The sequence below is a fragment of the Microbacterium sp. OR21 genome, assembly GCF_047306785.1.
GTDB lineage: Bacteria > Actinomycetota > Actinomycetes > Actinomycetales > Microbacteriaceae > Microbacterium > Microbacterium esteraromaticum_E.
Map to the genome: position 1 here is coordinate 405,049 of NZ_JAZEXJ010000003.1, position 23,779 is coordinate 428,827.

At 70.8% G+C, this 23,779-nt stretch carries 22 protein-coding genes and 1 tRNA gene; 2 read left to right on the forward strand and 21 right to left on the reverse strand.

Translation table 11 applies throughout. The features are described from left to right. Window positions 1-32: 32 nt before the first annotated feature. Window positions 33-437 carry a hotdog fold thioesterase gene (locus V2S04_RS10535; RefSeq protein ID WP_099197151.1) on the forward strand — a complete coding sequence of 135 codons (405 nt, stop codon included), beginning with the start codon at window positions 33-35 and terminating at the stop codon, window positions 435-437. A gap of 66 nt (window positions 438-503) precedes the next feature. Here V2S04_RS10535 and V2S04_RS10540 read toward each other — a convergent pair whose 3' ends face one another. Then, window positions 504-1,121, reverse strand: a complete 618-nt coding sequence (locus V2S04_RS10540; RefSeq protein ID WP_071644465.1) for an ANTAR domain-containing response regulator — start codon at window positions 1,119-1,121, stop codon at window positions 504-506. Window positions 1,122-1,211: 90 nt separating this feature from the next. Here V2S04_RS10540 and V2S04_RS10545 point away from each other — a divergent pair. Then, window positions 1,212-1,294: transfer RNA gene (locus V2S04_RS10545), tRNA-Leu, on the forward strand. 43 nt (window positions 1,295-1,337) lie between these two features. On the opposite strand, the gene V2S04_RS10550 is transcribed toward V2S04_RS10545, so the two are convergent. The 20 genes from V2S04_RS10550 to metK form a co-directional block, all read right to left on the reverse strand. Then, a complete protein-coding gene (locus V2S04_RS10550; RefSeq protein WP_413638430.1) occupies window positions 1,338-2,003 on the reverse strand; it encodes an esterase/lipase family protein in 666 nt (221 codons plus the stop codon). Beyond that, entirely contained in the window at window positions 2,000-2,791 is a 792-nt protein-coding gene (locus V2S04_RS10555; protein WP_413638431.1) for an alpha/beta fold hydrolase, read from the reverse strand. Before V2S04_RS10555 ends, V2S04_RS10550 begins: the two co-directional genes overlap by 4 nt. A gap of 80 nt (window positions 2,792-2,871) precedes the next feature. After that, window positions 2,872-4,320 (reverse strand): pyruvate kinase, encoded by a 1,449-nt coding sequence (gene pyk, locus V2S04_RS10560; RefSeq protein ID WP_099195425.1) that lies wholly within the window; start codon window positions 4,318-4,320, stop codon window positions 2,872-2,874. A gap of 56 nt (window positions 4,321-4,376) precedes the next feature. Beyond that, window positions 4,377-5,843 (reverse strand): glutamate synthase subunit beta, encoded by a 1,467-nt coding sequence (locus tag V2S04_RS10565; RefSeq protein WP_413638432.1) that lies wholly within the window; start codon window positions 5,841-5,843, stop codon window positions 4,377-4,379. Continuing rightward, window positions 5,836-10,401, reverse strand: coding sequence for a glutamate synthase large subunit (gltB, locus tag V2S04_RS10570; RefSeq protein ID WP_413638433.1), 4,566 nt, complete (start codon window positions 10,399-10,401; stop codon window positions 5,836-5,838). The genes V2S04_RS10565 and gltB overlap by 8 nt, the downstream gene beginning before the upstream one ends. Before the next feature lie 132 nt (window positions 10,402-10,533). After that, window positions 10,534-11,505, reverse strand: a complete 972-nt coding sequence (gene lgt, locus V2S04_RS10575; protein WP_413638434.1) for a prolipoprotein diacylglyceryl transferase — start codon at window positions 11,503-11,505, stop codon at window positions 10,534-10,536. Window positions 11,506-11,515: 10 nt separating this feature from the next. After that, window positions 11,516-12,307 (reverse strand): tryptophan synthase subunit alpha, encoded by a 792-nt coding sequence (gene trpA, locus V2S04_RS10580; RefSeq protein WP_413638435.1) that lies wholly within the window; start codon window positions 12,305-12,307, stop codon window positions 11,516-11,518. Continuing rightward, window positions 12,304-13,458, reverse strand: a complete 1,155-nt coding sequence (gene trpB, locus V2S04_RS10585) for a tryptophan synthase subunit beta (RefSeq protein ID WP_413638771.1) — start codon at window positions 13,456-13,458, stop codon at window positions 12,304-12,306. The genes trpA and trpB overlap by 4 nt, the downstream gene beginning before the upstream one ends. A gap of 65 nt (window positions 13,459-13,523) precedes the next feature. Continuing rightward, window positions 13,524-14,327: an indole-3-glycerol phosphate synthase TrpC gene (gene trpC / locus V2S04_RS10590; protein ID WP_099195417.1), complete on the reverse strand. Its 804-nt coding sequence runs from the start codon at window positions 14,325-14,327 to the stop codon at window positions 13,524-13,526. Then, window positions 14,327-14,566: an HGxxPAAW family protein gene (locus tag V2S04_RS10595; RefSeq protein ID WP_413638436.1), complete on the reverse strand. Its 240-nt coding sequence runs from the start codon at window positions 14,564-14,566 to the stop codon at window positions 14,327-14,329. The genes trpC and V2S04_RS10595 overlap by 1 nt, the downstream gene beginning before the upstream one ends. Before the next feature lie 33 nt (window positions 14,567-14,599). Next, window positions 14,600-15,193, reverse strand: a complete 594-nt coding sequence (locus V2S04_RS10600; protein ID WP_413638437.1) for a Trp biosynthesis-associated membrane protein — start codon at window positions 15,191-15,193, stop codon at window positions 14,600-14,602. Beyond that, window positions 15,193-15,552: a phosphoribosyl-AMP cyclohydrolase gene (gene hisI / locus V2S04_RS10605; RefSeq protein WP_413638438.1), complete on the reverse strand. Its 360-nt coding sequence runs from the start codon at window positions 15,550-15,552 to the stop codon at window positions 15,193-15,195. Before hisI ends, V2S04_RS10600 begins: the two co-directional genes overlap by 1 nt. Next, window positions 15,549-16,310: an imidazole glycerol phosphate synthase subunit HisF gene (gene hisF, locus V2S04_RS10610; RefSeq protein ID WP_099195413.1), complete on the reverse strand. Its 762-nt coding sequence runs from the start codon at window positions 16,308-16,310 to the stop codon at window positions 15,549-15,551. Before hisF ends, hisI begins: the two co-directional genes overlap by 4 nt. Continuing rightward, a complete protein-coding gene (hisG, locus tag V2S04_RS10615) occupies window positions 16,310-17,152 on the reverse strand; it encodes an ATP phosphoribosyltransferase (protein ID WP_413638439.1) in 843 nt (280 codons plus the stop codon). The genes hisF and hisG overlap by 1 nt, the downstream gene beginning before the upstream one ends. Before the next feature lie 41 nt (window positions 17,153-17,193). Beyond that, complete coding sequence (locus V2S04_RS10620; RefSeq protein ID WP_413638440.1) at window positions 17,194-17,457, reverse strand: phosphoribosyl-ATP diphosphatase; 264 nt, start codon at window positions 17,455-17,457, stop codon at window positions 17,194-17,196. Then, window positions 17,454-18,134: a ribulose-phosphate 3-epimerase gene (gene rpe, locus V2S04_RS10625; protein ID WP_413638441.1), complete on the reverse strand. Its 681-nt coding sequence runs from the start codon at window positions 18,132-18,134 to the stop codon at window positions 17,454-17,456. Before rpe ends, V2S04_RS10620 begins: the two co-directional genes overlap by 4 nt. After that, a complete protein-coding gene (locus V2S04_RS10630) occupies window positions 18,131-19,531 on the reverse strand; it encodes an RsmB/NOP family class I SAM-dependent RNA methyltransferase (protein ID WP_413638442.1) in 1,401 nt (466 codons plus the stop codon). The genes rpe and V2S04_RS10630 overlap by 4 nt, the downstream gene beginning before the upstream one ends. Then, window positions 19,528-20,448 (reverse strand): methionyl-tRNA formyltransferase, encoded by a 921-nt coding sequence (locus V2S04_RS10635; protein WP_413638443.1) that lies wholly within the window; start codon window positions 20,446-20,448, stop codon window positions 19,528-19,530. The genes V2S04_RS10630 and V2S04_RS10635 overlap by 4 nt, the downstream gene beginning before the upstream one ends. Window positions 20,449-20,485: 37 nt before the next feature. Next, a complete protein-coding gene (locus V2S04_RS10640) occupies window positions 20,486-22,465 on the reverse strand; it encodes a primosomal protein N' (protein ID WP_413638444.1) in 1,980 nt (659 codons plus the stop codon). A 7-nt stretch (window positions 22,466-22,472) separates the two neighbouring features. Continuing rightward, entirely contained in the window at window positions 22,473-23,669 is a 1,197-nt protein-coding gene (gene metK, locus V2S04_RS10645) for a methionine adenosyltransferase (RefSeq protein WP_110555004.1), read from the reverse strand. Between the last annotated feature and the right edge of the window lie 110 nt (window positions 23,670-23,779).

Below are 23,779 nucleotides of genomic sequence, written 5' to 3' on the forward strand. Positions count from 1 at the left end.
GCTGAGGAGGAGCATTGACCGAGCAGACCGAGATGACCGGCCTCGAGTGGGCCACGCACCGTGGCATGGGTGCGCTGGCGGAGAAGATGGGCATCGAGTTCACCGAGTTCAGCGTCGAGCGCGCGGTCGCGACCATGCCGGTCGAGGGCAACACGCAGCCGGTCGGCCTGCTGCACGGCGGAGCGTACGTGGTGCTGGGCGAGTCGCTCGGATCGATGGCCGCGAACCTGCACGCCGGCCCCGGGCGTCTCGCGGTCGGCGTCGACATCAACGCGACCCACACGCGCTCGGCGACCTCCGGCTTCGTCACGGGCGTCTGCACCCCGGTGCACCTCGGCCGCAGCATGACCGTGCATGAGATCGCCGTGTCCGACGAGCAGGGCCGCCGCTGCTCGACCATCCGCATCACGAACCTGATCAAGTCCGTCGACGCCTGACGGAGAATATGGAAGAGGCCCCGCCGATCGGCGGGGCCTCTTCCATATGAAGCGGGAGGACTCAGCTCACTTCTTGGGAGCCAGCTGCTCGATGATCGCCTTCGCGACGTCCTGCATGGTGAGGCGGCGGTCCATCGACGCCTTCTGGATCCAGCGGAACGCCTCCGGCTCCGACAGGCCCATCTTCTCGTTCAGCAGGCCCTTGGCGCGGTCGACGAGCTTGCGGGTCTCGAACCGCTCGACCATGTCGGCGACCTCGGCCTCGAGCGTGATGATCTGCTCGTGACGGGCCAGTGCGATCTCGATGGCCGGCAGCAGGTCGTTCGGGGTGAAGGGCTTGACGACGTACGCGAGGGCTCCGGCCTCGCTCGCGCGCTCGACGAGCTCCTTCTGGCTGAACGCGGTCAGCAGCACGACGGGCGCGATGTTCGCCTTGTGCAGCTTCTCGGCGGCGCTGATGCCGTCGAGCTGAGGCATCTTCACGTCCATGACGACGAGGTCGGGTCGCAGCTCGGTCGCCAGCTGCACGGCGGTCTCGCCGTCACCGGCCTCGCCGACGACGTCGAATCCGTTGTCGCGCAGGATCTCGACGATGTCGAGGCGGATCAGCGACTCATCCTCAGCGACGACGACGCGACGCGGGGCGGATGCCGTGGGCTGCTCGGGCTGCTCTTGCTCAGTCACCCGTCCATCCTAGTCGAACCGCAGACGGGTGGCGGAAGGGCGCACGGGCGGCAGCGGCGGCTGCGCTACAGTCGTATGCGCGGTGTGCCGGCCGGCGTGGCGGAATGGCAGACGCGGAGCACTCAAAATGCTCTGTCCGAGAGGGCGTGTGGGTTCGAGTCCCACCGCCGGCACATGCGCAGGAGGGCCGTCCCGGAGGGGCGGCCCTCCTGCTGCTCAGGCCGCCAGCGCGGCGAGCTCCGCCATCACCCGCGGATGCGCGAGCACACGGAAGTGGCCCCCGGTGTCAAGCGGCACGTTCTTCGCACCGGGCAGCTCGCTGCCTTCGGGGATATGCGGGTCGAACCGGGCGTACACCGACACGATCCGGGCGTTCGCCTGGCGCTGAGCGGACAGCGCGGCGATCGACGGGTGCCGCGGTGACAGCGCGCGCAGGCTGCGGGTGAGCATCATCCTCGCGTAGCGCGACCCGCCGAACGGGGTGGCGACGGCGAGCATCCCGCGCACCCGCCCGGCCTCCGGACCCAGCATCACCAGCTTGCCGGCGAGTCCCCCCTTGCTGTGCGCGAGCAGCACGACGTCGTGCAGGTCGCGCGCGGCGAGGTAGGCGCTCACCCGCTGCGCCATCTCGGCGATCGGACTGAGGTTGCGCTCCAGCGGTTCCACCACGTGCACCGGATGTCCGTCGCGATGCGTCCGCTCGATGAGTGGCCGCATGAAGCGCCAGCTCTCGTAGATGCCGGGCAGCACGACGATCGGCACGCCGGCACCGTGCAGGTACGTCTCGGCCCGGTTGCGGTCGCCGAAGGCGCGCACCTGCCAGACCGCGGCGTAGGCGTAGTCCTGCGCCCACCAGATCGCTCTGCGCAGCAGCCCGCTCACCCGTCGCCCTCCTGCACCTGCCCGGCGAGCCGAGCGGCGCAGAAATCGCGGATCGCGGAGGCGACCGCGCCCGCAGCCGTGTGCTGCACGTTGTGCACCCTGCTGGGGATCTCGATCAGCGCGGCCCCGTCCGCTGCCGCACTCAGCCGACGGCACCAGGCGCGCGACGCGATCGGATCGCGGGATCCACGCAGCACGAGCACCGGCACCTGCACCCGGGTGATCCGGTTCTCAATGCGGTAGCCCAGCATGTGCCGCAGCTGAGCGAGGTACCAGAGCGGGCCGCAGCGCAGGTAGTCGGCGAACACCAGGGCGTTGGCTCGCGGCGGCTCTCGCACGGTGTCCACCGCCAGCAGGCCCGCCTGCTGCAGCACGGTCCGCCGACGCTCATCGGCCACCGGCCCGATGAGCACGACCGCCTGCGCGAGATCGGGCCGACGCGCGGCGAGTTCCACCATCCACTGGGTGCCCATCGACTGTCCGACGAGCACGACCGGCCCGGTCGCGATGACCTCGGCACGGATCCGGTCGAGCAGGGCGGCGAGGCCATCCGCCATCTCGGCGATGTCGACGTCGCGCCCGGGTTTCGGCAACCCTCCGAATCCGGGCAGGTCGACCGAGATCACCGTCCCCCTCGCGGTCAGGGAGCGGTGCAGGCGCGCGAGGTAGCGGTGCGACATCCCGATCCCGTGCACCAGCAGGAACGTGGTGCCCGCCGGACCGTACGTGGTGATCGTGCGGAAGCGGAGCGAGCCGATGCGATGCGTCTGCTGCGTCTCCGGCGTCATCCCAGCACCGTACCGCGTTCCGCGTGCACCAACGCCGAGGGGCGGACCTGATGGCCCGCCCCTCGGCGTTCGAATACGGCTCAGACTCCGGTCTTGTAGACCGGAGCTGCGCCGCCGACGGCGTCTCCGACCTTGTGCACGCGGATGTCGTTGGTCGAGCCGATGATCCCGGGAGGGGATCCGGAGATCACGACGATCTGGTCGCCCTCCTTCGCCAGCCCGCTGCCGAGCAGGTACTCGTCGGCCTGACGGTACATCGAGTCGGTGTGCTGCACCATCTCGACCAGCGTCGAGCGGATGCCCCAGGTCATCGCCATGCGGCGTCGGATGCCCGGCTCCGGCGTGAACGCGATCATCGGGATGCGCGACCGCAGCCGCGACAGACGGCGGGCCGAGTCACCCGACTGGGTGAACACGCACAGGTACTTCGCTCCGACGAACTCCGCGACCTCGAGGGCCGCGAGGGTGATCGCGCCACCCTGCGTGCGGGGCTTGGTGTTCAGCGGCGAGATGCGCTCGAGCCCGTGCTCCTCGGTCGACTCGATGATGCGGGCCATCGTCTCGACGACGACGACGGGGTACTCCCCCACGCTCGTCTCGCCCGAGAGCATCACGGCGTCGGCGCCGTCGAGCACGGCGTTGGCGACATCGGACGTCTCGGCACGCGTCGGCACGGGGCTCGAGATCATCGACTCGAGCATCTGCGTCGCCACGATGACGGGCTTCGCGTTGCGGCGGGCGAGCTCGACCGCGCGCTTCTGCACGATCGGCACCGCCTCGAGCGGCAGCTCGACGCCCAGGTCGCCACGGGCGACCATGATGCCGTCGAACGCGTCGACGATCTCCTCGAGGGCGTCGACGGCCTGCGGCTTCTCGATCTTGGCGATGACGGGGATTCGCACGCCCTCCTCCGCCATGATCTCGTGCACCCGCTCGACATCCGTGGCGTTGCGCACGAACGACAGCGCGATGACGTCGGCGCCGGTGCGCAGACCCCAGCGCAGGTCGTCCTCGTCCTTCTCGCTCAGCGCGGGCACGTTCACGGCGACACCGGGCAGGTTGATGCCCTTGTTGTTCGAGACCGCGCCGGCGACGATGACCTTGGTGGTCACGACCGTGCCGTCGGTGTCGACGACCTCGACGCGCACCTTGCCGTCGTCGATCAGCAGGAAATCGCCGGGCTTGACGTCCTGGGGAAGGCCCTTGAACGTGGTGCCGCAGATCTCGCGGTTGCCGATGATGTCCTCGGTGGTGATCTTGAAGATGTCACCGACCTCGAGCTCGTACGGGCCGTCCTCGAAGCGGCCGAGACGGATCTTCGGCCCCTGCAGGTCGACCAGCACGGCGACGGCTCGACCCGAGTCCTCAGCGGCACGACGCACGTTGGCGTAGTTGGCGTCGTGCACGGAGTAGTCGCCGTGGCTGAGGTTCAGACGGGCGACGTCGACCCCCGCGTCGATCAGGGCACGGACCTTCTCATAGGTCGAGGTTGCAGGGCCGAGTGTGGCGACGATCTTCGCGCGTCTCAACATCATCTCCAGGGTAAGAGGGCATAAATCAACATGGCGACGTTGCCGCGCTCAGCCTACGCGGGCTGAACGCGGAACGCGACATCTGTGACGGCCACCGGCGAGGGCAGCACGCTCGCGCCCATCAGGTGCCGGTCGATGGCCGCCGCCGCCGAACGGCCCTCGGCGATCGCCCAGACGATCAGCGACTGCCCGCGCCCCGCGTCGCCCGCGACGAACACGCCCGGGATCGCCGTCGCGTACTCGCCGTCGCGCTGCAGGCTGCCGCGGTCGGTGACGACGGGCTCGGTGTCACCGCCGAACGAATGCGTCTCCGGTCCCGTGAAGCCCATCGCGATGAGCACGAGCTCTGCCGGGATCTCCCGTTCGGTGCCGCTGCGGGGCACCCGCCTGCCGTCGATGTACTCGGTCTCGGCCACGCGGACCGCGCGCACCCGCCCCGACTCGTCGCCGAGGAACTCCACCGTCGACGCCAGGTAGGTGCGCTCACCGCCCTCTTCGTGCGCCGACTGCACCTCGAACAGCGTCGGCATGGTCGGCCACGGCTGGTCGTCGGAGCGCTCGGTGCCAGGCTGACGGCCGATGGCGAGGTTGGTGACGCTGCGGGCACCGTGGCGGTGCGCGGTGCCGATGCAGTCAGCGCCGGTGTCACCGCCGCCGATGACGACGACGTGCTTGCCGGCCGCGGTGATCTGGTCCGCGACCTCGTCGCCGGCGCCCACGCGGTTGGAGGGCACCAGGTAGTCCATGGCGAAGTGCACCCCGTCGAGGTCGCGACCGGGGATCGGCAGGTCGCGCGGCACGGTCGCACCGGTGGCGATCAGCACGGCGTCGTAGCGGCCGCGCAGCTCGTCCCACGACAGGTCGCGGCCGATCTCCACACCGGGCCGGAAGCGGGTGCCCTCCTGCTCCATCTGCGCCAGACGGGTGTCGAGATGGCGCTTCTCCATCTTGAAGTCCGGGATGCCGTATCGCAGCAGTCCGCCGATCCGGTCGTCGCGTTCGAAGACGACGACCGTGTGCCCGGCACGCGTGAGCTGCTGCGCCGCGGCGAGGCCCGCAGGGCCGGATCCGACGACCGCGACCGTGCGCCCGGTGAGTCGCTGCGGCGGCTGGGGTTCGACCCAGCCCTGCGCGAACGCCTCATCGATGATCGACACCTCGATCTGCTTGATCGTGACCGCCGGCTGGTTGATGCCGAGCACGCATGCGCTCTCGCACGGCGCCGGGCACAGCCTGCCGGTGAACTCCGGGAAGTTGTTCGTTGCGTGCAGCCGCTCGATCGCCGCCCGGTCGGCGCCGCGCCAGGTGAGGTCGTTCCATTCCGGGATGAGGTTGCCCAGCGGGCATCCGGAGTGGCAGAACGGCACGCCGCAGTCCATGCACCGGCTCGCCTGCCGCTTCAGCACCGCACGGTCGCCCGGCTCGTAGACCTCTTTCCAGTCCATGATGCGCACCGGCACCGGCCGCCGGGCCGGCAGCTCGCGTTCGGTCGTCTTCAGAAAGCCCTTGGGGTCAGCCACCGGTCACCTCCAGGATCCGGTCCCAGACGACGTCGCCGTCGGGGTCGATCCCCGCGGCCTCCGCCTCCTGGCGCATGGTGCGCACCGCGGCGTAGTCGCGCGGTAGCACCTTCGTGAATTCGCTTGTGACGCTCTCGAAGTCGTCCAGGAGAGCGGATGCCAGCGGTGACGCCGTCCGCTCGACGTGCTCGACGAGCAGCTCGCGCAGCACCTCGGCGTCGTCCCTGCCCAGGGGCGTGAGCAGCAGCTCGCCGGCGCGCAGCGCCTGGCTGTTCACCTTCGCCTCGCTCAGGCCGTGCACGTACGCCACGCCGCCCGACATGCCGGCGCCGAGATTGCGCCCGGTGTCGCCGAGGATCACGGCGACACCGCCGGTCATGTACTCCAGAGCGTGATCGCCGACACCCTCGACGACGGCGGTCGCACCCGAGTTGCGCACGAGGAAGCGCTCGCCCACCACACCGGAGATGTACATGCTCCCGCTCGTCGCGCCGTACCCGATCACGTTGCCCGCGATCACGTTGCGGTGCGGCTCGAACGCGGCATCCCGATCCGGGCGGATGACGATGTCGCCGCCCGAGAGGCCCTTGCCGACGTAGTCGTTGGCGTCGCCCTCGAGTCGCAGCACGATGCCCGGCGGCAGGAACGCCCCGAGCGACTGCCCGGCCGTGCCGTGCAGCGTGATGTCGATGGTCTCGCGAGGCAGCCCGGCCGCACCGTGGCGCGCGGTCACATGGTGGCCGAGCATGGTGCCGACGGCGCGCTCGGTGTTGCGGATCGGCAGCTCCATCACGACGGGCAGGCCGCTCTCGAGCGCCTCGGTGGCGTGGGCGAGCAGCGTGGTGTCGAAATGCTTCTCGAGCTCGTGGTCCTGGGTCCGGGCACTGCGCCGCGGCTCGCCGGCCGGGAACGCCGGCCCCTCGAGGATCGGTGCGAGGTCGAGGCCGTCCGCCTTCCAGTGCCGCACGGCCGGATCCGTGCGCAGCAGGTCGTGCCGGCCGATGATCTCATCGATCGAGCGGAAGCCGAGCGCGGCGAGCAGCTCGCGCACCTCCTCCGCGATGAACTCCATGAAATTCACCACGAACTCCGGCTTGCCGGTGAAGCGCTGCCGGAGCAGCGGGTTCTGCGTGGCGACGCCGACCGGGCAGGTGTCGAGATGGCACACCCGCATGAGGATGCAGCCGCTGACTACGAGCGGCGCCGTGGCGAAGCCGAACTCCTCGGCTCCCAGCAGCGCGCCGATGATCACGTCGCGACCCGTCTTCAGCTGTCCGTCGACCTGCAGCACGACCCGGTCGCGCATGCCGTTGAGCATGAGCGTCTGCTGAACTTCGGCGAGTCCCAGCTCCCACGGGGTGCCGGCGTGCTTCAGCGAGTTCAGCGGGCTCGCACCGGTGCCGCCGTCGTGACCCGAGACGAGCACGACGTCGCTGAGCGCCTTCGCGACGCCCGCGGCGACCGCTCCGATGCCCGACTGGCTGACGAGCTTGGTGTGGATCCGCGCCTTCGGGTTCGCGCGCTTCAGGTCGAAGATGAGCTGCTTGAGGTCTTCGATCGAGTAGATGTCGTGGTGCGGCGGCGGTGAGATCAGCCCGACGCCCGGTGTCGCGTGCCGGGTTCGCGCGACCCACGGATACACCTTCTGCGGGGGCAGCTGGCCGCCCTCGCCGGGCTTCGCGCCCTGTGCGAGCTTGATCTGCAGGTCGTCGGCCTCGGTGAGGTACTGACTGGTCACCCCGAACCGGCCGGAGGCGACCTGCTTGATGGCGCTGCGACGCTCGGGGTCGACGAGGCGGTCGGGGTCCTCTCCGCCCTCGCCCGTGTTCGACTTGCCGCCGAGGCGGTTCATCGCGATGGCGAGCGTCTCGTGCGCCTCCTGCGAGATCGAGCCGTAGCTCATCGCTCCGGTCGAGAAGCGTTTGACGATCGCGCTGACCGGCTCGACCTCGTCGAGCGGAACAGGGGGGCGCTCCCCCGTGCGGAGCTCGAACAGGCCGCGCAGGGTCTTCAGCTCCCTGGCCTGGTCGTCGACGAGTCGGGTGTATTCGCGGAAGATGTCGTACCGGCGGGTGCGCGTCGCGTGCTGCAGCCGGAAGACGGTCTCGGGACTGAACAGGTGCGGCGAGCCGTCGCGGCGCCACTGGTACTCGCCGCCGGTCCACAGCCTCTCGTGCGCGCGGGGCGCGTTGTCCTGCGGATACGCGTGGTCATGACGCTTCTGGTTCTCGATGAAGACGTCGTCGATCCCGATGCCGCCGAGCTTGGTCTCGGTGCCGGTGAAGTAGCGGTCGACGAACTCCTGGCTCAGTCCCACAGCCTCGAAGACCTGGGCACCGGCATAGGAGGACACCGTGGAGATGCCCATCTTCGACATGATCTTCAGCACGCCCTTGCCGAGGGCGTGGATGAGGTTGTGCACCGCCTCGTCGGGTGCGAGTCCGGTGATGAACCCGGTGCGCACCAGATGCTCCACGGTCTCCATGGCCAGGTACGGGTTGACCGCGGCTGCGCCGTAGCCGATCAGCGTGGCGACGTGATGCACCTCGCGCACGTCGCCTGCCTCGACGATGAGTCCCACCCGCATCCGGGTCTCCCGCCGGATGAGGTGGTGGTGCACAGCCGAGAGCATCAGCAGCGACGGGATCGGCACCCGGTCCTTGTCGGAGTCCCGATCGGAGAGGATGAGGAACTCCGCGCCGCGCTCGATCGCGGCATCCGCTTCGGCGCACATCTCGGCGAGCCGCTCGGGCAGGGACTGAGGACCGGCGTCGAAGTGGTACAGACCCGAGATGGTCGCGCTCCGGCGTCCGGGCAGGGCGCGATCGACGTGCTTGATCTTCGCCAGCTCGTCGTTGTCGATCACCGGGAAGTCGAGGCTGACCGTGCGGGCGTGCTCCGGGCCCCACTCGAGCAGATTGAGCTGCGGACCGAGGCCGAGGCGCAGGCTGGTCACGACCTCTTCGCGGATGGCGTCGAGAGGCGGGTTGGTGACCTGCGCGAACTGCTGCACGAAGTAGTCGAACAGCAGCCGGGGTCGTTCGCTGAGCACCGCGATCGGCGTGTCGCTGCCCATCGCGCCGAGAGGCTCGGCGCCGGTCTGGCCCATCGGGGTGAGCAGCACCTTCACCTCCTCCTCGGTGTAGCCGAAGGTGCGCTGGCGGCGGGTGATCGACGCGGCGGGATGCACGATGTGCTCGCGCTCGGGCAGATCCGTCAGCCGCACCGCGCCGGCGTCCAGCCACTCCTGCCAGGGATGCAGCGTGGCCAGCTCCCGCTTGACCTCGGCGTCCTCGATGATGCGGCCCTGCGCCGTGTCGACCAGGAACAGGTGGCCGGGGCGCAGGCGACCGCGGCGCTTGATCCGCTCGGGCGCGAACTCGAGCACCCCGGTCTCGCTGCCGATGACGACGAGACCGTCGACCGTCTCGGTCCAGCGGCCGGGGCGCAGGCCGTTGCGGTCGAGGGTCGCGCCGACCTGCGTGCCGTCGGTGAAGATGAGCGCGGCCGGTCCGTCCCAGGGCTCCATCTGGATGTCGTGGAACTCGTAGAACGCCCGCAGGTCCGGGTCGATGTCGGGCTGCTTCTCCCACGCCTCGGGCACCATCATCATGATCGCGTGCGGCAGGCTGCGGCCGGTCAGGGTGAGCAGCTCGAGCACCTCGTCGAAGGAGGCCGAGTCGCTGGCGCCGTCGCTGCAGATCGGCAGAAGCGGTCGGATGTCGCCGAGCAGCTCGGAGTGCAGCTGAGACTGACGGGCGCGCATCCAGTTGCGGTTGCCGCCGACGGTGTTGATCTCGCCGTTGTGCGCGAGCATGCGCAGCGGCTGGGCGAGCGGCCACGACGGGAAAGTGTTGGTCGAGTAGCGCGAGTGCACGACCGCGAGCTCGGAGGCGAACCGCTCGTCCTGCAGGTCGGGGTAGAACGGCTCGAGCTGAAGTGTGGTCAGCATGCCCTTGTAGCCGAGCGTGCGGCAGGAGAGCGAGACGAAGTATGCGCCGAGTTCGTGCTCGGCGCGCTTGCGCAGCCGATAGGCGAAGCGGTCGAGGGTGAGTGCGGACGCGGCGCTCAGACCCGGGCTGCTCACGAAGAGCTGCTCGAAGGCGGGTCGCGCCTCGTCGGCGAGCTTGCCGAGGTGCTCGTTGGCGGTGGGGACGACGCGCCATCCGAGCACGGTCAGGCCCTCTTCAGCGGCGATGCGCTCAATGCCGGCCTTCTGCTCACGGCGTGCGCTCGACTCCCTGGGGAGGAACGCGAGACCCGCGGCGTACTCGCCTGCTGGGGGGAGATCGAAGGAGACGACCTGCCGGAGGAACGCGTCGGGCATCTGGGTCAGGATGCCTGCGCCGTCGCCGGTGCCGGCATCGGAGCCGATGGCACCGCGGTGCTCCAGGTTGCGCAGCGCCTCGAGCGCCAGCGCGATGATGTCATGGCCGGGTTCCCCACGGAGCGTTGCGACCATGGCCAGGCCGCAGGCATCCTTCTCGTGGGCGGGGTTGTACAGACCCTGCTTCGGGGGGTAGGCGCCGGAGGCGCCGTAGGGAGGCTGGAAGTACACCAGTCACCGTCCTCAGATTTCAGGTGAACCCGGGGGACATCATCGGCCCGTGCGTTCAGTGCGATCTCTCGCGCGGAAGGAGGGCCCGGGCGGGCCCCCACGTGACGGGAGCGGTGCTTGTGGCGTCGGCTCCTATTTCGCTTCGGTCGAGACGGGAGGCTCACTCACGTCGACGAAGTCGAAGGAATTGTCCTGCGATTCTACATCGGCGATCTCGGGTTCCCGACCGCGGACGTAGGGCGACGGCTCGACGCCCGGGTGACGGCGGGTCTGCACGATGAAGATGACGATGCCGACCACGACGCCGACGATGGCGGCCCAGACGTTGCTGCGCAGGCCGAACAGGATCTCGCTCGGGTCGATCCGGATGGACTCCCAGACGATGCGACCTGCGCTGTACCAGATGAGGTACAGCGCGAACAGCTTGCCCCACTGCAGGCGCAGACGGTGTCCTGCCCAGAGGAGGACGAGCACGCCGAGACCGTTCCAGAGCACCTCATAGAGGAACGTCGGGTGGAAGAGCGTGCCCTCGGCGAGACCGGCGGGGAATGCGGGATTGGTGGACTCGATCTCGAGCCCCCAGGGCAGATCGGTCGGGAGGCCGAAGAGCTCGTGGTTGAACCAGTTGCCGAAGCGGCCCATGGCCTGCGCGAGCAGGATGCCGGGTGCGAGCGCATCGGCGAATGTCCAGAACCGGATGCCGGTCCACCGGCAGCCCAGCCAGGCGCCGACGGCGCCGCCGAGCAGCGCGCCGAAGATCGCGATCCCGCCCTCCCAGATCGCCCACACCGAACCGGGCTCGAACGGGTTCCAGGTGTTCCTGCCCTCGCCGAAGTAGAAGTTCGGGTGGGTGAGCACGTGGAAGATGCGCGCGCCGATGATGCCGAGCGGCACCGCGATGATCGCGATGTCGATGACGACCCAGTTCTCGGCCCCCCGCCTGGTGAGGCGGTGGTTGGTCAGCAGCACGGCCGCGATGATCCCGGCGATGATGCACAGCGCGTAGAAGTGGATCGTCAGAGGACCGATCTGGAAGCTGCTCTCCGGCGGGCTGGGGATGCTGGCGGGCACGACCGTGAGGCTGCTGAGAGGCGCGAAGGGCATGAGAGAGATCCTAGTATCGCGTCGTCGGCGTACCGCCGGCGAGGGTTCTGGTGGTTTCGGCGAGGGCCTCGAGTCCGCCGTCGCGCAGCGCCTTGACGAGCGCGGTGCCGACGATGGCACCGTCGGCGTACTCGACGACGCCCGCGACCTGCTCGGCGTTGGAGATGCCGATGCCGACGCAGGCGCGCACGTCGCCGCGGGCTCGCATGCGCTCGACGAGCGTGCGCGCGGCCAGGTCGAGCGCGGCGCGCTCACCCGTGATGCCCATGGTCGAGACCGTGTAGACGAAGCCCGTCGACGACGACAGGACGAGGTCGAGTCGCTCGTCGCTCGAGGTGGGGGCGGCGAGGAAGATGCGGTCGAGGCCGGTGCGCGTGCTCGCCTCGATCCACTCCCCTGCCGACTCGGGCGTGATGTCGGGGGTGATCAGACCCGCGCCGCCCGCGGCGAGCAGGTCGTCGGCGTAGCGGTCGACGCCGTACTGCATCACCGGGTTCCAGTACGTCATCACCACGACGGGCACATCGGTCTCGTCGGTGATGGCCTTGACGGCGGTGAACAGGTCCCGCATCCGGAAGCCGTTCGCGAGCGCGTGCTGCGTCGCCTCCTGGATGACCGCCCCGTCCATGACGGGGTCGGAGTAGGGCGGGCCGAGTTCGATGATGTCGACGCCGTTGCGCGCGAGCGTCAGCGCCGCCTGGATGCTCGTGTCGAGGTCGGGGTAGCCGACCGGCAGGTAGCCGATGAAGGCACCCCGCCCCGCCTCGTGCGCCCGGCGGATGGCGTCGTCGACCCGGCTCACTCCGCGTCCTCCCGGTCGTAGAGGTCGAAGTAGCGCGCGGCGGTGTCCATGTCCTTGTCTCCGCGGCCGGAGAGGCAGATGGCGATGATGCCGTCGGGGCCGAGCTCGCGTCCGATGCGGAGTGCCCCGGCGAGGGCGTGCGCCGACTCGATCGCCGGGATGATGCCCTCCGTCCTGCTGAGCAGGCGCAGCGCCTGCATGGCCTCGTCGTCGGTCGCGGGGATGTACTCGGCGCGGCCGATGTCGCTGAGCCACGCGTGCTCGGGTCCGACTCCCGGGTAGTCGAGGCCGGCGGAGATCGAGTGCGACTCGGTCGTCTGCCCGTCCTCGTCCTGCAGCACGTAGGTCTTCGCGCCGTGCAGCACACCCGGGCGGCCCCGGCCGATCGAGGCGGCGTGCTTCGGAGTGTCGACCCCGTCGCCGGCGGCCTCCACGCCGTACAGCCTGACCTCGGTGTCGTCGAGGAACGCGTCGAACATGCCGATCGCGTTCGATCCCCCTCCGACGCAGGCGACGACGGCGTCGGGCAGGCGGCCGGCTTCGGCGAGCAGCTGCTCGCGCGCCTCCTCGCCGATGATCTTCTGGAAGTCGCGCACCATCGCCGGGAACGGATGCGGGCCTGCGGCGGTGCCGAAGATGTAGTTGGTGGTCTCGACGCTGGCGACCCAGTCGCGATACGCGTCGTTGATCGCGTCCTTCAGGGTGCGCGACCCGGTGGTGACGGCCACCACCTCGGCGCCCAGCAGGCGCATCCGCGCGACGTTGAGGGCCTGGCGCTCGGTGTCGACCTCGCCCATGTAGATCGTGCAGTCCAGCCCGAACAGCGCGGCCGCCGTCGCGGTGGCGACCCCGTGCTGACCGGCGCCGGTCTCGGCGATCACCCGGGTCTTGCCGAGCCGCTTGGTCAGCAGCGCCTGCCCGAGCACGTTGTTGATCTTGTGCGAGCCGGTGTGGTTGAGATCCTCGCGCTTGAGGAACACTCGAGCCCCGCCCGCGTGCTCGGCGAAGCGCGGCACCTCGGTGATCGGAGAGGGCCGGCCGGCGTAGGAGTGCAGCAGGCCGGCGAGCTCGGAGCGGAACGCCGGGTCGGCGATGGCCTCCTCGTACGCGACGGTAAGCTCGTCGATCGCCGCGATGAGCGACTCCGGCATGAAGCGCCCGCCGAAGTCGCCGAAGAACGGCCCGTGCTGGTCACGCAGACTGACGTTCACGTTGGTCACTCCGTCCTCCCGCGCACCGGCGTGTCGCCGGCCGCGAGGAATGCGTTCAGGGTGGCGACGGGGTCGCCGGTCACCAGCGCCTCGCCGATGAGCACGACATCCGCCCCGGCATCCCGGTACCTCGCGACGTCGTCGGGCTTCAGCACGGCCGACTCGGCGATGCGGACTGCGGAATCCGGGATGCGGTCCGCCAGCCGGGCGAACAGGTCGCGGTCGAGTTCGAGGGTGTGCAGGTTGCGCGCGTTCACGCCGATGAGATCCGCGCCGAGATCGATCGCGACCTCGAGCTCCTCCGCGGAGTGGGTCTCGACCAGCGGCGTCATGCCGAGCTCGCGGATCAGGGCATGCAGCTCGAACAGCACCGTGCGGGAGAGACCCGCGACGATGAGCAGCACGAGATCGGCTCCCGCCGCGCGGGCCTCGAACACCTGGTACGGGGTGGCGACGAAGTCCTTGCGCAGCACGGGGAGGGACACGCGGGCGGTGACGGCCTCGAGGTCGGCGAGGCTTCCGCCGAAGCGGCGCTGCTCGGTGAGCACGCTGATCGCCGATGCCCCGCCCTGCTCGTACAGCGATGCCTGCAGCGCGGGATCCGGGATCTCGGCGAGCGGGCCGCGGGAGGGGCTGGCGCGCTTGACCTCCGCGATGATCTTGACGCGATCCGCGGGGGCGAGCGCGGCGAGTGCATCGCGGGCAGCCGGACGCGATGCGGCGTCACGCTCGACGACGGCGAGCGGTCGCGACAGGGCGCGCTGCTCGGCGTCCTGCACCGCGCCGGCCGTCAGGTCGGCGAGGACCATCAGTGCGCCTTCGGCGTGTACTTCGGGCCCTTCACACCCCAGCCGGCCTTCGCCATCACCCAGCCGACGATCGCGCCGAGCACGACGACGGCCGCGGAGATCCAGACACCGACCACGCCGGAGCCGTCCGGGAAGCAGAAGAAGACCGTGCCGGCCGTGAAGCCGACGAGCATGATCACGACGGCGGTCCAGGCAGCAGGCGAGTGTCCGTGGCCGGGATCGGCGATCGGGTTGGTCATGTTCTCCTCCGGATGGCTAGGGATGCTGACAGTCTATCGGGCTGAGTCCGTCGGGTCCGTGCCGTGCGACAGCTCGTCCCAGGAATCGACCGCGTCGAGGGGACCCGTGCTGCGGTGCGCCGCCTCAGAGCCGGAACGGTAGCGTCGGCCGCCGGCCGCCCAGCGGCGAGCGGTGGCGAGCACGAATGCGGATGCCAGGGCGAGAACGGCCCAGCAGATGAGGGCGATAAGCGGCCAGGGCGTGGCGATGACATCGGCCACGACATCCCGCATCGCCTCCTGACCGCCGAGCCCGGTCGCCTCGGTCACGGCCGGAGCGACGGCGGAGATCGGGGCCGAGCCGACCAGCGGCACGGTGCCGAGGATCAGCAGGGCCGCCGCGGCGAGTCCGAGCACGGCGAGGATGTGCCGCAGCACGGGACCGGCGATCGAGAGCGCGGCGCCCAGCGCGAGCACGGCCAGTGACAGGGGGGCGAGCAGCGGGTAGATGACTGCCCCGGTGACGGTCAGCGCCTCACCGGAGTCGGCGCGCTGCACGGTCGCCCAGACCTGTGTCGAGGAGATGATGCCGATCCCGCCGGCGAGCAGGAAGGACAGCACGCCGAGCATGCGGGCGCGGCGCAGCATCAGGACACCTCGTCGACCGGCCGGTCGGCGACAGGCAGTTCGCGCCCGTCGAAGCAGGTTCGCGTCCCGGTGTGGCATGCGGGCCCGTGCTGATCGACCTGCAGCAGGATGGCGTCGGCGTCGCAGTCCACGGCGACGCGCACCACCCGCTGCGTGTTGCCCGAGGTGTCGCCCTTGCGCCAGTACTCCCGTCGCGAGCGCGACCAGTACACCGCCCGTCCGCCGATGATCGTGCGGCGCAGCGCCTCGGCATCCATCCAGGCGAGCATCAGCACCTCGCGGGTGTCGTGCTGCTGCACGATGACCGGTGCGAGTCCGGCGTCGTTCCAGGCGATCTCCGGCAGGTCGGGCGACGTCATCGCACGACCACCCCTGCGGTGCGCAGGGCGTCCTTGACCTCGCCGATCGTCAGCTGGCCGCTGTGGAACACGCTGGCCGCGAGCACGGCATCCGCTCCCGCCTCGATCGCGGGGGCGAAGTCGTCGACCTGCCCGGCTCCCCCGGATGCGATCACCGGCACCGCGGAGACCTCACGCATCAGGCGGACAAGCTCCAGATCGAAGCCGTCCTTGGTGCCGTCGGCGTCGATGGAGTTGACCAGCAGCTCCCCCGCCCCGCGTTCGATCGCCTCACGTGCCCAGTCGAGCGCGTCGAGGGTCGTCTCGGTGCGGCCCCCGTGCGTGGTGACGACGAACCCGGAAGGCGTCGTCTCGGCGCGCTTCACGTCGAGCGACAGCACGATCACCTGCGCTCCGAACCGGTCGGCGATCTCGTCGATCAGGGCAGGTCGGGCGATCGCCGCCGAGTTCACCCCGATCTTGTCGGCGCCGACCGAGAGCAGCCGAGCGACGTCGTCGACACCGCGCACGCCCCCGCCGACGGTGAGCGGCACGAACACGTGCTCGGCCGTGCGCTGCACGACGTCGTAGGTCGTGGCCCTGGCGTCGACCGTGGCGGTGACGTCGAGGAAGGTGATCTCGTCGGCGCCCTGCGCGGCGTAGTGCGCCGCCAGTTCGACGGGGTCGCCCATGTCACGCAGGTTCTGGAAGTTCACGCCCTTCACGACGCGACCTGCCGAGACGTCGAGGCAGGGGATCACGCGGGCCGCGAGGGTCATCAGAGCCTCGCCGCGTGGATGGCGGAGACGAGGATGGCCCGGGCGCCGAGCGCGTACAGGTCGTCCATCACCTGGTTCATGCCCTTGCGCGGCACCATCACGCGCACGGCGACCCACTCGGGGTCGCGCAGCGGTGAGATCGTCGGCGATTCGCGGCCGCCGGCGATCGCCACGGCCTGGTCGACCAGGTGTACGGGCAGGTCGTAGTCGAGCAGCACGTACTGGCGCGCGACCATCACGCCGCGCAGCCGGCGCAGCAGCCGGTCGGTGCCCGGCACGTCCCCGGGGCGGCTGATGAGCACCGCCTCCGACTCGATGATGACCGGGCCGAAGATCTCCAGCCCCGCCTGGCGCAGTGTCGTGCCGGTCTCGACGACGTCGGCGATCACGTCAGCCACGCCCAGACGCACGGCCGACTCGACCGCGCCGTCCAGCGAGACGAGCTCGGCGGTCACGCCGTTCGCACGCAGGAAGTCGTCGACCAGCCCCGGGTAGGCGGAGGCGACGCGCACGCCCTCCAGGTCCTGGATCGACGCGTAGCGGCCGGGAGGGGCGGCGAAGCGGAAGGTCGAGCGGGCGAAGCCGAGCTGCTCGATCTCGCGGGCGTCGTCCTGACGCACGTCACGCAGCAGGTCGCGACCGGTGATGCCCACGTCGAGCGCGCCGGAGGCCACGTAGGTGGCGATGTCGCGAGGGCGAAGGTAGAAGAACTCGACGTCGCTGTCGGCGTCGATGACGTGCAGGGTCTTGGGGTCGCGGCGGCCGGTGTAGCCGGCCTCGGCGAGCATCTCGGCGGCTGTCTCGGAGAGGGAGCCCTTGTTCGGAACGGCGATGCGCAGCATGGATGTCTTTCGTCTGATGTGAACGGTCGTCTGAGCGCGGTTCACAGATGTCGGTAGACGTCCTCGAGGCTCAGCCCCTTGGCGAGCATCATCACCTGCAGGTGGTACAGCAGCTGCGAGATCTCCTCGGCGGCCTCGTCGTTCGACTCGTACTCGGCGGCCATCCAGACCTCGGCCGCCTCCTCGACGATCTTCTTGCCGATCGCGTGCACTCCGCGATCCAGCTGTGCGACGGTGCCCGATCCCTCGGGGCGCTCCTGCGCGGTGGCGCTGAGCTCGGCGAACAGTTCGTCGAATGTCTTCACGATTCCAGGCTAGCCGCTCGCGCGCGCTCGCGAAGACCGATGACCGCCGCCTCGATGTCGTCGGCGCCGTACACGGCCGAGCCCGCGACGAAGGTGTCTGCGCCGGCCTGGGCCGCCTGGGCGATCGTCGCGTCGGAGATTCCGCCGTCCACCTGCAGCCAGACATCCGACCCGCGCCTGCGAGCCTCATCGTGCAGCGCCCGCAGCTTCGGCATCGTCTCGGGCATGAAGCCCTGGCCGCCGAATCCCGGCTCGACGGTCATCACCAGGATCTGGTCGAACTCGTCGAGGATGTCGTACAGCGGCTCTCCGGCGGTGCCGGGCTTGATCGCCACACCCGCCCTGGCGCCCATCGAGCGCAGCCGGCGCGCGAGGGCGACCGGGTCGCCGGCGGCCTCGAGGTGGAAGGTGACGCTCGCGGCTCCCAGCTCGGCGTAGCCGGGAGCCCAGCGGTCGGGGTCGCTGATCATCAGGTGCACATCGAGCGGGATGGGGCTGGTCTGCTGGATGCGCTCGACCATCTGCGGGCCGAACGTGAGGTTCGGGACGAAGTGGTTGTCCATCACGTCGACGTGCGCGAAGTCGGCCGACGCGATGCGGGCGAGCTCGGCCTGCATGTTCGCGAAGTCGGCGGCGAGGATGCTCGGGTTGATGCGCGGTGCGGGTGGCAGGTTCACGACTGCGTCCTTTCCGGATCGGTGCGGCGCTGCAGCAGCGCGAGGAACATGGCGTCGGTGCCGTGGCGGTGCGGCCACAGCTGCACGCTGCCGCCGCTCGGCCCTTCGGCGGTGCGCGGAGCGAGGTCGATCGGCGTCTGGGCGACGTCGGCCATCACCGTTCGGGCGTCGAGCTCGATGATGTCGTCGCGGCGGCGGAGCACCTCGGCGACGACTCCACTCGTCTCGGCGAGGTGCGGCGAGCACGTGGCGTAGCCGACGATCCCGCCGGGCACGAGGGCGTCGATCGCCGCGTCCAGCAGCTGGGTCTGCAGCTCGACGAGCTCAGCCACGTCGCCGGGCGACTTCCGCCAGCGCGCCTCCGGGCGCCGGCGCAGCGCGCCCAGTCCGGTGCACGGCGCGTCGACCAGGATGCGGTCGAAGGATGCCGGATGCCGTGCCGCGAACGCGCGGCCGTCCTCCTCGTGCACGGCGACCTCGGTCGGCAGCGGTCGCACGGCGTGACGCACGAGGCCGGCACGGGCGGGCACGACCTCGTTCGCGTCGAGCCGGGCGCCCGTCTCGTGGGCGAGCGCGGCGAGCATCGCCGTCTTCCCGCCGGGACCCGCGCACAGATCGAGCCAGCGCTCCCCCGCGCGCACCGGTGCGGCCGCCGCCAGCGCGAGCGCGATCAGCTGCGAGCCCTCGTCCTGCACGCGGATGGTGCCGTTCGCCGCGGTGATGACCTCGCGCGGGTCGCCCCCGGGCGAGCCGAAGGCGGTGGCGGCGTAGGGACGGCGGGGGGTGCCCGGCTCGGCGAGCCCGGGAAGCGCCGCGAGCGTCACCTCGGGTGCCTCGTTGTCGGATTCGAGCAGCTGCTCCAGCTCGTCCGCACGGCCCTCTGCGGCCAGAGCGCGCCGCAGCGCGCGGATCACCCACACCGGGTGCGCGGTGCGCAGGGCCAGACGCTCATCATCGGAGCGCGCACCGGCCTCGATGCGCTGCTGCCAGGTGGCGGCGTCGTCGCGGCCGATGCGTCGCAGCACGGCGTTGGCGAATCCGGATGCGCCGCGACCGGCCTCCGCCACGACGAGCGAGACGGACTCGTTCACGGCGGCATGGGCGGCGACGCGGGTGGAGAGCAGCTGGTGCGCGCCGAGGCGCAGGGCATCCAGCACCGCCGGGTCGATCTGGGCGACGGGCCGGCCGGCGGCCTCGGCGATGATGGCGTCGTAGGTGCCGCGACGGCGCAGGGTGCCGTACGCGAGCTCGGTGGCGAGACCCGCGTCCTGGGGGTTCAGGCCGGCTTCGACGATCAGCTTCGGCAGCAGCAGGTTCGCGTAGGCGTCGTCGTCCGACACCGCTCGGAGCACGTCGAAGGCCACCCAGCGTGCGGCCTGGATCTTCGGCGCGCTCATGAGCCCGCCCTCAGTGACTCGCCGTCGCGCAGGCCGCGCCACCAGTCGACGGCGTTCATCGGCCCCTTGCCGGCCGGCTGCACGCGGGTGACGGCGAGGGGTGCGGTTCCGGTGCCGATGAGCACGGCGTCGCGGGCCGCCCGCAGTCGTCCGGCGTCCAGCGGATCCGCTGACGACGCCGGGGTGGCGGCGAGGATCTTCAGCCGGACGCCGTCGAGGGTGGTGTGCGCTCCCGGTTCGGAGGTCACGCCGCGGTAGCGGGCGTAGACGCGCTCGAGCGGCTGAGCCCAGTCGAGCGCGCCGTCGTCGAGCGCGAGCTTGGGTGCCAGCGTCGGGGCGCCCTGCTGCGGCCGCGCCTGGGCGGTGCCGTCGGCGATCGCGTCGACCACGTCGAGCGTGAGAGCGGCGCCGTCGTCGGCGAGCACCCCGAGAGCGACGTCCGCGGTCGCGCCATCGGGCAGCGCGACCGGGCGCATGGCGAAGACGTCGCCCGCATCGAGCGCGGGCACGAGCTGGAAGACGCTGACGCCGAGCTCCGCGTCGCCGGCGATGAGCGCGCGCTGCACGGGGGCTGCTCCGCGCCACTGCGGCAGCAGGGAGAAGTGCAGGTTGATCCAGCCCTTCTCGGGCGTCGACAGCAGCGGTTCGCGCACGATTCCGCCGTACGCGACGATCACCCCAAGGGACGCATCGAGCGCCGCGATCTGCTCGGTGACCGCGTCGTCGAGCCGCGCCGCCTTGATGATCGGCAGGCCGAGCTGCTCGGCGGTTTCGGCGACCGGCGACGGCGTGAGCACGCGCCTGCGCCCGAGGGGGGCATCCGGGCGGGTGATCACCGCCGCGATCTCGTGCCGCGCGGCGAGGGCCCGCAGGGTGGGGACGGCGGCGGCGGGGGTGCCTGCGAAGACGAGGCGCATGAAAGGTTCTCCGGTCGGTCGAGCGGCGTTCGGACGATCAGATGTCCGGTTCGAGGATATCGAGGTGCACGGCGAGAGGGATCCGCTGTCGGCCACGCCCTCGTCTGCTCTGCGCGGCGTCGGCGACCACGCTGGCGCGCAGGGCGTCGGCGACACCCTGCCCGGCCGCGTACGGGAAGCGGACCAGAGCCCGCATGCGCCCGTCGTCGTCGATCGGCACGGGGCCGAGCACGCCCTCCTTCGGCACGCCGATGCCGACGAGCACGTCGAGCGCGGCGCGGACCGAGGCGGGAACGCCCTCGATCTGGGCGAACCGCGCGGTGGGGGGCATGTGCAGCGGCATCCGCGCCTCGAGCTCCGAACGGGCGTACGCCGCAGACGACCAGGTGGCCAGAGCACGGGCGACCGGGCCGTCGACGCCGACGAGGTGCACGGGGGCTGCCGGTGCGGCGAGAGCCGCGGCATTCGACCACCAGCGCAGACACGACTCGCCTATCCGCAGCTCGGGAGCCTGCAGCATGCGCGCCCCGTCGAGCAGGATCACCGCTCGGTAGCCGCCAGCCGCCACCGGTTCCGCCCCGCGGGTCGCCACGACCAGTGCCGGGCGCTCGTCCACGTGCTGCACCGTGTGGGTGCCGTCGGAGACGATGACCCGCACGCCGGGGAAGGCCCGCCCGAGCTCGTCGGCCGTGCGCTCGGTGCCCGATGACGCCAGTCGCACCTGGTCGGACGAGCACTCCGTGCAGCGCCAGGAGTGCGCCGAGCGACCGCACCAGCCGCACACCGGCACGGCGCCGCGCCGGCGGGCGCCGAGAGGCCCGCCGCACTGCCGGCAGCGCGCGGGATGCCGGCAGGTGGCGCAGACCAGTGACGGGGCGAAGCCCGGGCGGGCCACCTGCACGAGGACGGGGCCTTCGGCGGCCGCCGCGCGTGCGGTGGCGAAGGCGCTCGACGGCACGCGCTGCCCCATGGTCTGCTCGAGCTCCTGCGGCGTGCTCAGCCGAACGTTCGGGATGACGCGCCGGGTGGCCGTGATGTCGTGCAGCCAGGAGTGCTGCACCAGCCGCTGCACGTCCGTGGAGCGGCTGTGCGCCACGAACAGCAGCGCGCTGCCCTCCTGCTCCTGCCGGATCAGGGCCGCGTCGCGAGCGTGCACGTACGGTGCGAGCGGCTCGGCCAGCAGCGGATCGGAGTCGTCCCAGAGGGCGACCAGCCCAGCCTGCGCGGGCGAGTAGACCGCCGAGCGGTTGCCGATCACGACGCAGGGGGCGTCGTCGAGTGTGCGAAGGAACGCGCGGTAGCGGTCGGGATTGGCCTGCCTGGCGTCGTGACGGACGATCGCGTGGCCGGGCACGAGCTGCTCGAGCGCCGTCTGCAGCAGCTCCTGGTCGCGGTAGTCCGGTACGACGAGGATGCTCGAGCGACCGGACGCCAGCTGAGCTGCGGCGAGCGATGCGAGCAACGTCGCCCAGCCCGGTTCGGAGCCCTCCTGCACGGGGATCGCCTCGACGGCGGCGCGCTGGGATTCCGCGACCACCTCCGCCAGACCCTCGTAGCGTGAGATGGTCTCCAGGGCGCGGCTCAGGGCATCCGGTTCGACGTCGGCGGCCTCCTCGACCGGCGTCCAGCTCTTCTCGACCCGCACCTGCCGCTTCGGGATGGCGAGGCGGAGGATGTCGGATGCCGAGCCCGCGGCGCGGTCGGCGGCGCGCCGAGCGAGACGGTACAGCCGATCCGGCATCACCACCGTGGGCGACACCACGCTGTCGATCTCGGACAGCGTGCGACTGGCGTCCGGCTCGACGTCGATCTCGACGACGAAGCCGTCGACGACGCGACCGGCGGTGCGCAGGGGGGCCTTGATCCGAACTCCGGGGACGACGTCGCCGACGTGATCGGGCAGCGCGTAGTCGAACAGCCTGTCGAGCTGCGGCAGCGGCGAGTCGATCAGCACCCGCGCGATGCGGCGCCCCTCCCCCGTGGTCGCCGTCTCGCGCTCAGCACGAGCCTCGGGCATGACGGCCTCAGAGGCCGGCAGCGCGGCGCAGGTCGTCGGCGCGGTCGGTGCGCTCCCAGGTGAAGTCGGGCAGCTCGCGGCCGAAGTGCCCGTACGCCGCGGTCTGCGCGTAGATCGGCCGCAGCAGGTCGAGCTCCTCGATGATCGCCTGCGGTCGCAGATCGAACACCTGCGAGATCGCGTCGGTGATGGTCTCCTCCGAGACACGGCCGGTGCCGAAGGTCTCCACGTACAGCCCGACCGGGCGCGCGACGCCGATCGCGTACGCGACCTGCACCTCGGCGCGGTCGGCGAGTCCGGCGGCGACGACGTTCTTCGCGACCCATCGCATCGCATAGGCGCCCGAGCGATCGACCTTCGACGGGTCCTTGCCGCTGAACGCGCCCCCGCCGTGCCTGGCGGCTCCGCCGTAGGTGTCGATGATGATCTTGCGACCGGTGAGCCCCGCATCGCCCTTCGGTCCGCCGGTCACGAACGGGCCGGCGGGGTTGATGTAGTACTTCAGGTCGTCGGCGAGATCGAGGCCGGTCTGCTCGAGAACCGGGTCGATCACGGCTTCGCGCACGAGCTGCTTCAGCTCGTCCTGCGAGATGTCGGGGTGGTGCTGCGTGGAGAGCACGACGGCGTCGACGGTCTTCGGGGTGAAGCCGTCGTAGCCGAGCGTGACCTGGGTCTTGCCGTCCGGGCGGAGGAAGGCCAGCTCGCCGGAGCGGCGCACCTCGGTGAGGCGCTCGGCGATGCGATGCGCTGTCCACGCGGCCATCGGCATGAGCTGCGGGGTCTCGTTGGTCGCGAAGCCGAACATGATTCCCTGGTCACCCGCGCCGAGCAGGTCGCGGGGATCGGTCGATCCGCCGTCGCGCTGCTCCTGCGCCTGGTCGACACCGTTGGCGATGTCGGCGGACTGCTCGCCGACCGAGATGCTCACACCGCATGACGAGCCGTCGAAACCGGTGTCGCTGGAGGTGTAGCCGATGCCGTTGACGACGTCGCGCACGATCGTGGGGATGTCGACGTACCCCTCGGTGCGGATCTCGCCCGCGACGTGCACGAGACCCGTGGTGACGAGCGTCTCGACGGCGACGCGCGAGTCGCGGTCGACGGTGAGGAGCCCGTCGAGGATGCTGTCGGAGATCTGGTCGCAGATCTTGTCGGGGTGTCCCTCGGTGACGGACTCGGACGTGAACAGGCGCAGCGCGCTCATCGGGGCTCCAAAGCGGTGTCGTGGGGCGGAGCCGGTGCGGGCTCGACGCCAGTGTGCATGAAGCCGCCGACATCCCGATGAGGACGTCGGCGGCTCACAGCGCGAGGGTG

What these genes read in the sequence shown, in the direction of transcription:
- hisF (WP_099195413.1), bottom strand. Translation starts at nt 16,310, where the DNA reads ATGACCCTCGCGGCCCGCGTGATCCCCTGCCTCGACGTCTCGGCAGGT.
- V2S04_RS10630 (WP_413638442.1), bottom strand. Translation starts at nt 19,531, where the DNA reads ATGAGCGCGCCGAAGATCCAGGCCGCACGCTGGGTGGCCTTCGACGTG.
- V2S04_RS10555 (WP_413638431.1), bottom strand. Translation starts at nt 2,791, where the DNA reads ATGACGCCGGAGACGCAGCAGACGCATCGCATCGGCTCGCTCCGCTTC.
- V2S04_RS10535 (WP_099197151.1), top strand. Translation starts at nt 33, where the DNA reads ATGACCGGCCTCGAGTGGGCCACGCACCGTGGCATGGGTGCGCTGGCG.
- V2S04_RS10595 (WP_413638436.1), bottom strand. Translation starts at nt 14,566, where the DNA reads ATGACCAACCCGATCGCCGATCCCGGCCACGGACACTCGCCTGCTGCC.
- lgt (WP_413638434.1), bottom strand. Translation starts at nt 11,505, where the DNA reads ATGCCCTTCGCGCCTCTCAGCAGCCTCACGGTCGTGCCCGCCAGCATC.
- trpC (WP_099195417.1), bottom strand. Translation starts at nt 14,327, where the DNA reads ATGGTCCTCGCCGACCTGACGGCCGGCGCGGTGCAGGACGCCGAGCAG.
- V2S04_RS10640 (WP_413638444.1), bottom strand. Translation starts at nt 22,465, where the DNA reads ATGCCCGAGGCTCGTGCTGAGCGCGAGACGGCGACCACGGGGGAGGGG.
- trpB (WP_413638771.1), bottom strand. Translation starts at nt 13,458, where the DNA reads ATGCCGGAGTCGCTCATCGCGGCGATCGACGAGCTTACCGTCGCGTAC.
- V2S04_RS10635 (WP_413638443.1), bottom strand. Translation starts at nt 20,448, where the DNA reads ATGCGCCTCGTCTTCGCAGGCACCCCCGCCGCCGCCGTCCCCACCCTG.
- metK (WP_110555004.1), bottom strand. Translation starts at nt 23,669, where the DNA reads ATGAGCGCGCTGCGCCTGTTCACGTCCGAGTCCGTCACCGAGGGACAC.
- hisI (WP_413638438.1), bottom strand. Translation starts at nt 15,552, where the DNA reads ATGACGTCGCCCGACCTGCCGGAGATCGCCTGGAACGACGCCGGACTC.
- hisG (WP_413638439.1), bottom strand. Translation starts at nt 17,152, where the DNA reads ATGCTGCGCATCGCCGTTCCGAACAAGGGCTCCCTCTCCGAGACAGCC.
- V2S04_RS10600 (WP_413638437.1), bottom strand. Translation starts at nt 15,193, where the DNA reads ATGCTGCGCCGCGCCCGCATGCTCGGCGTGCTGTCCTTCCTGCTCGCC.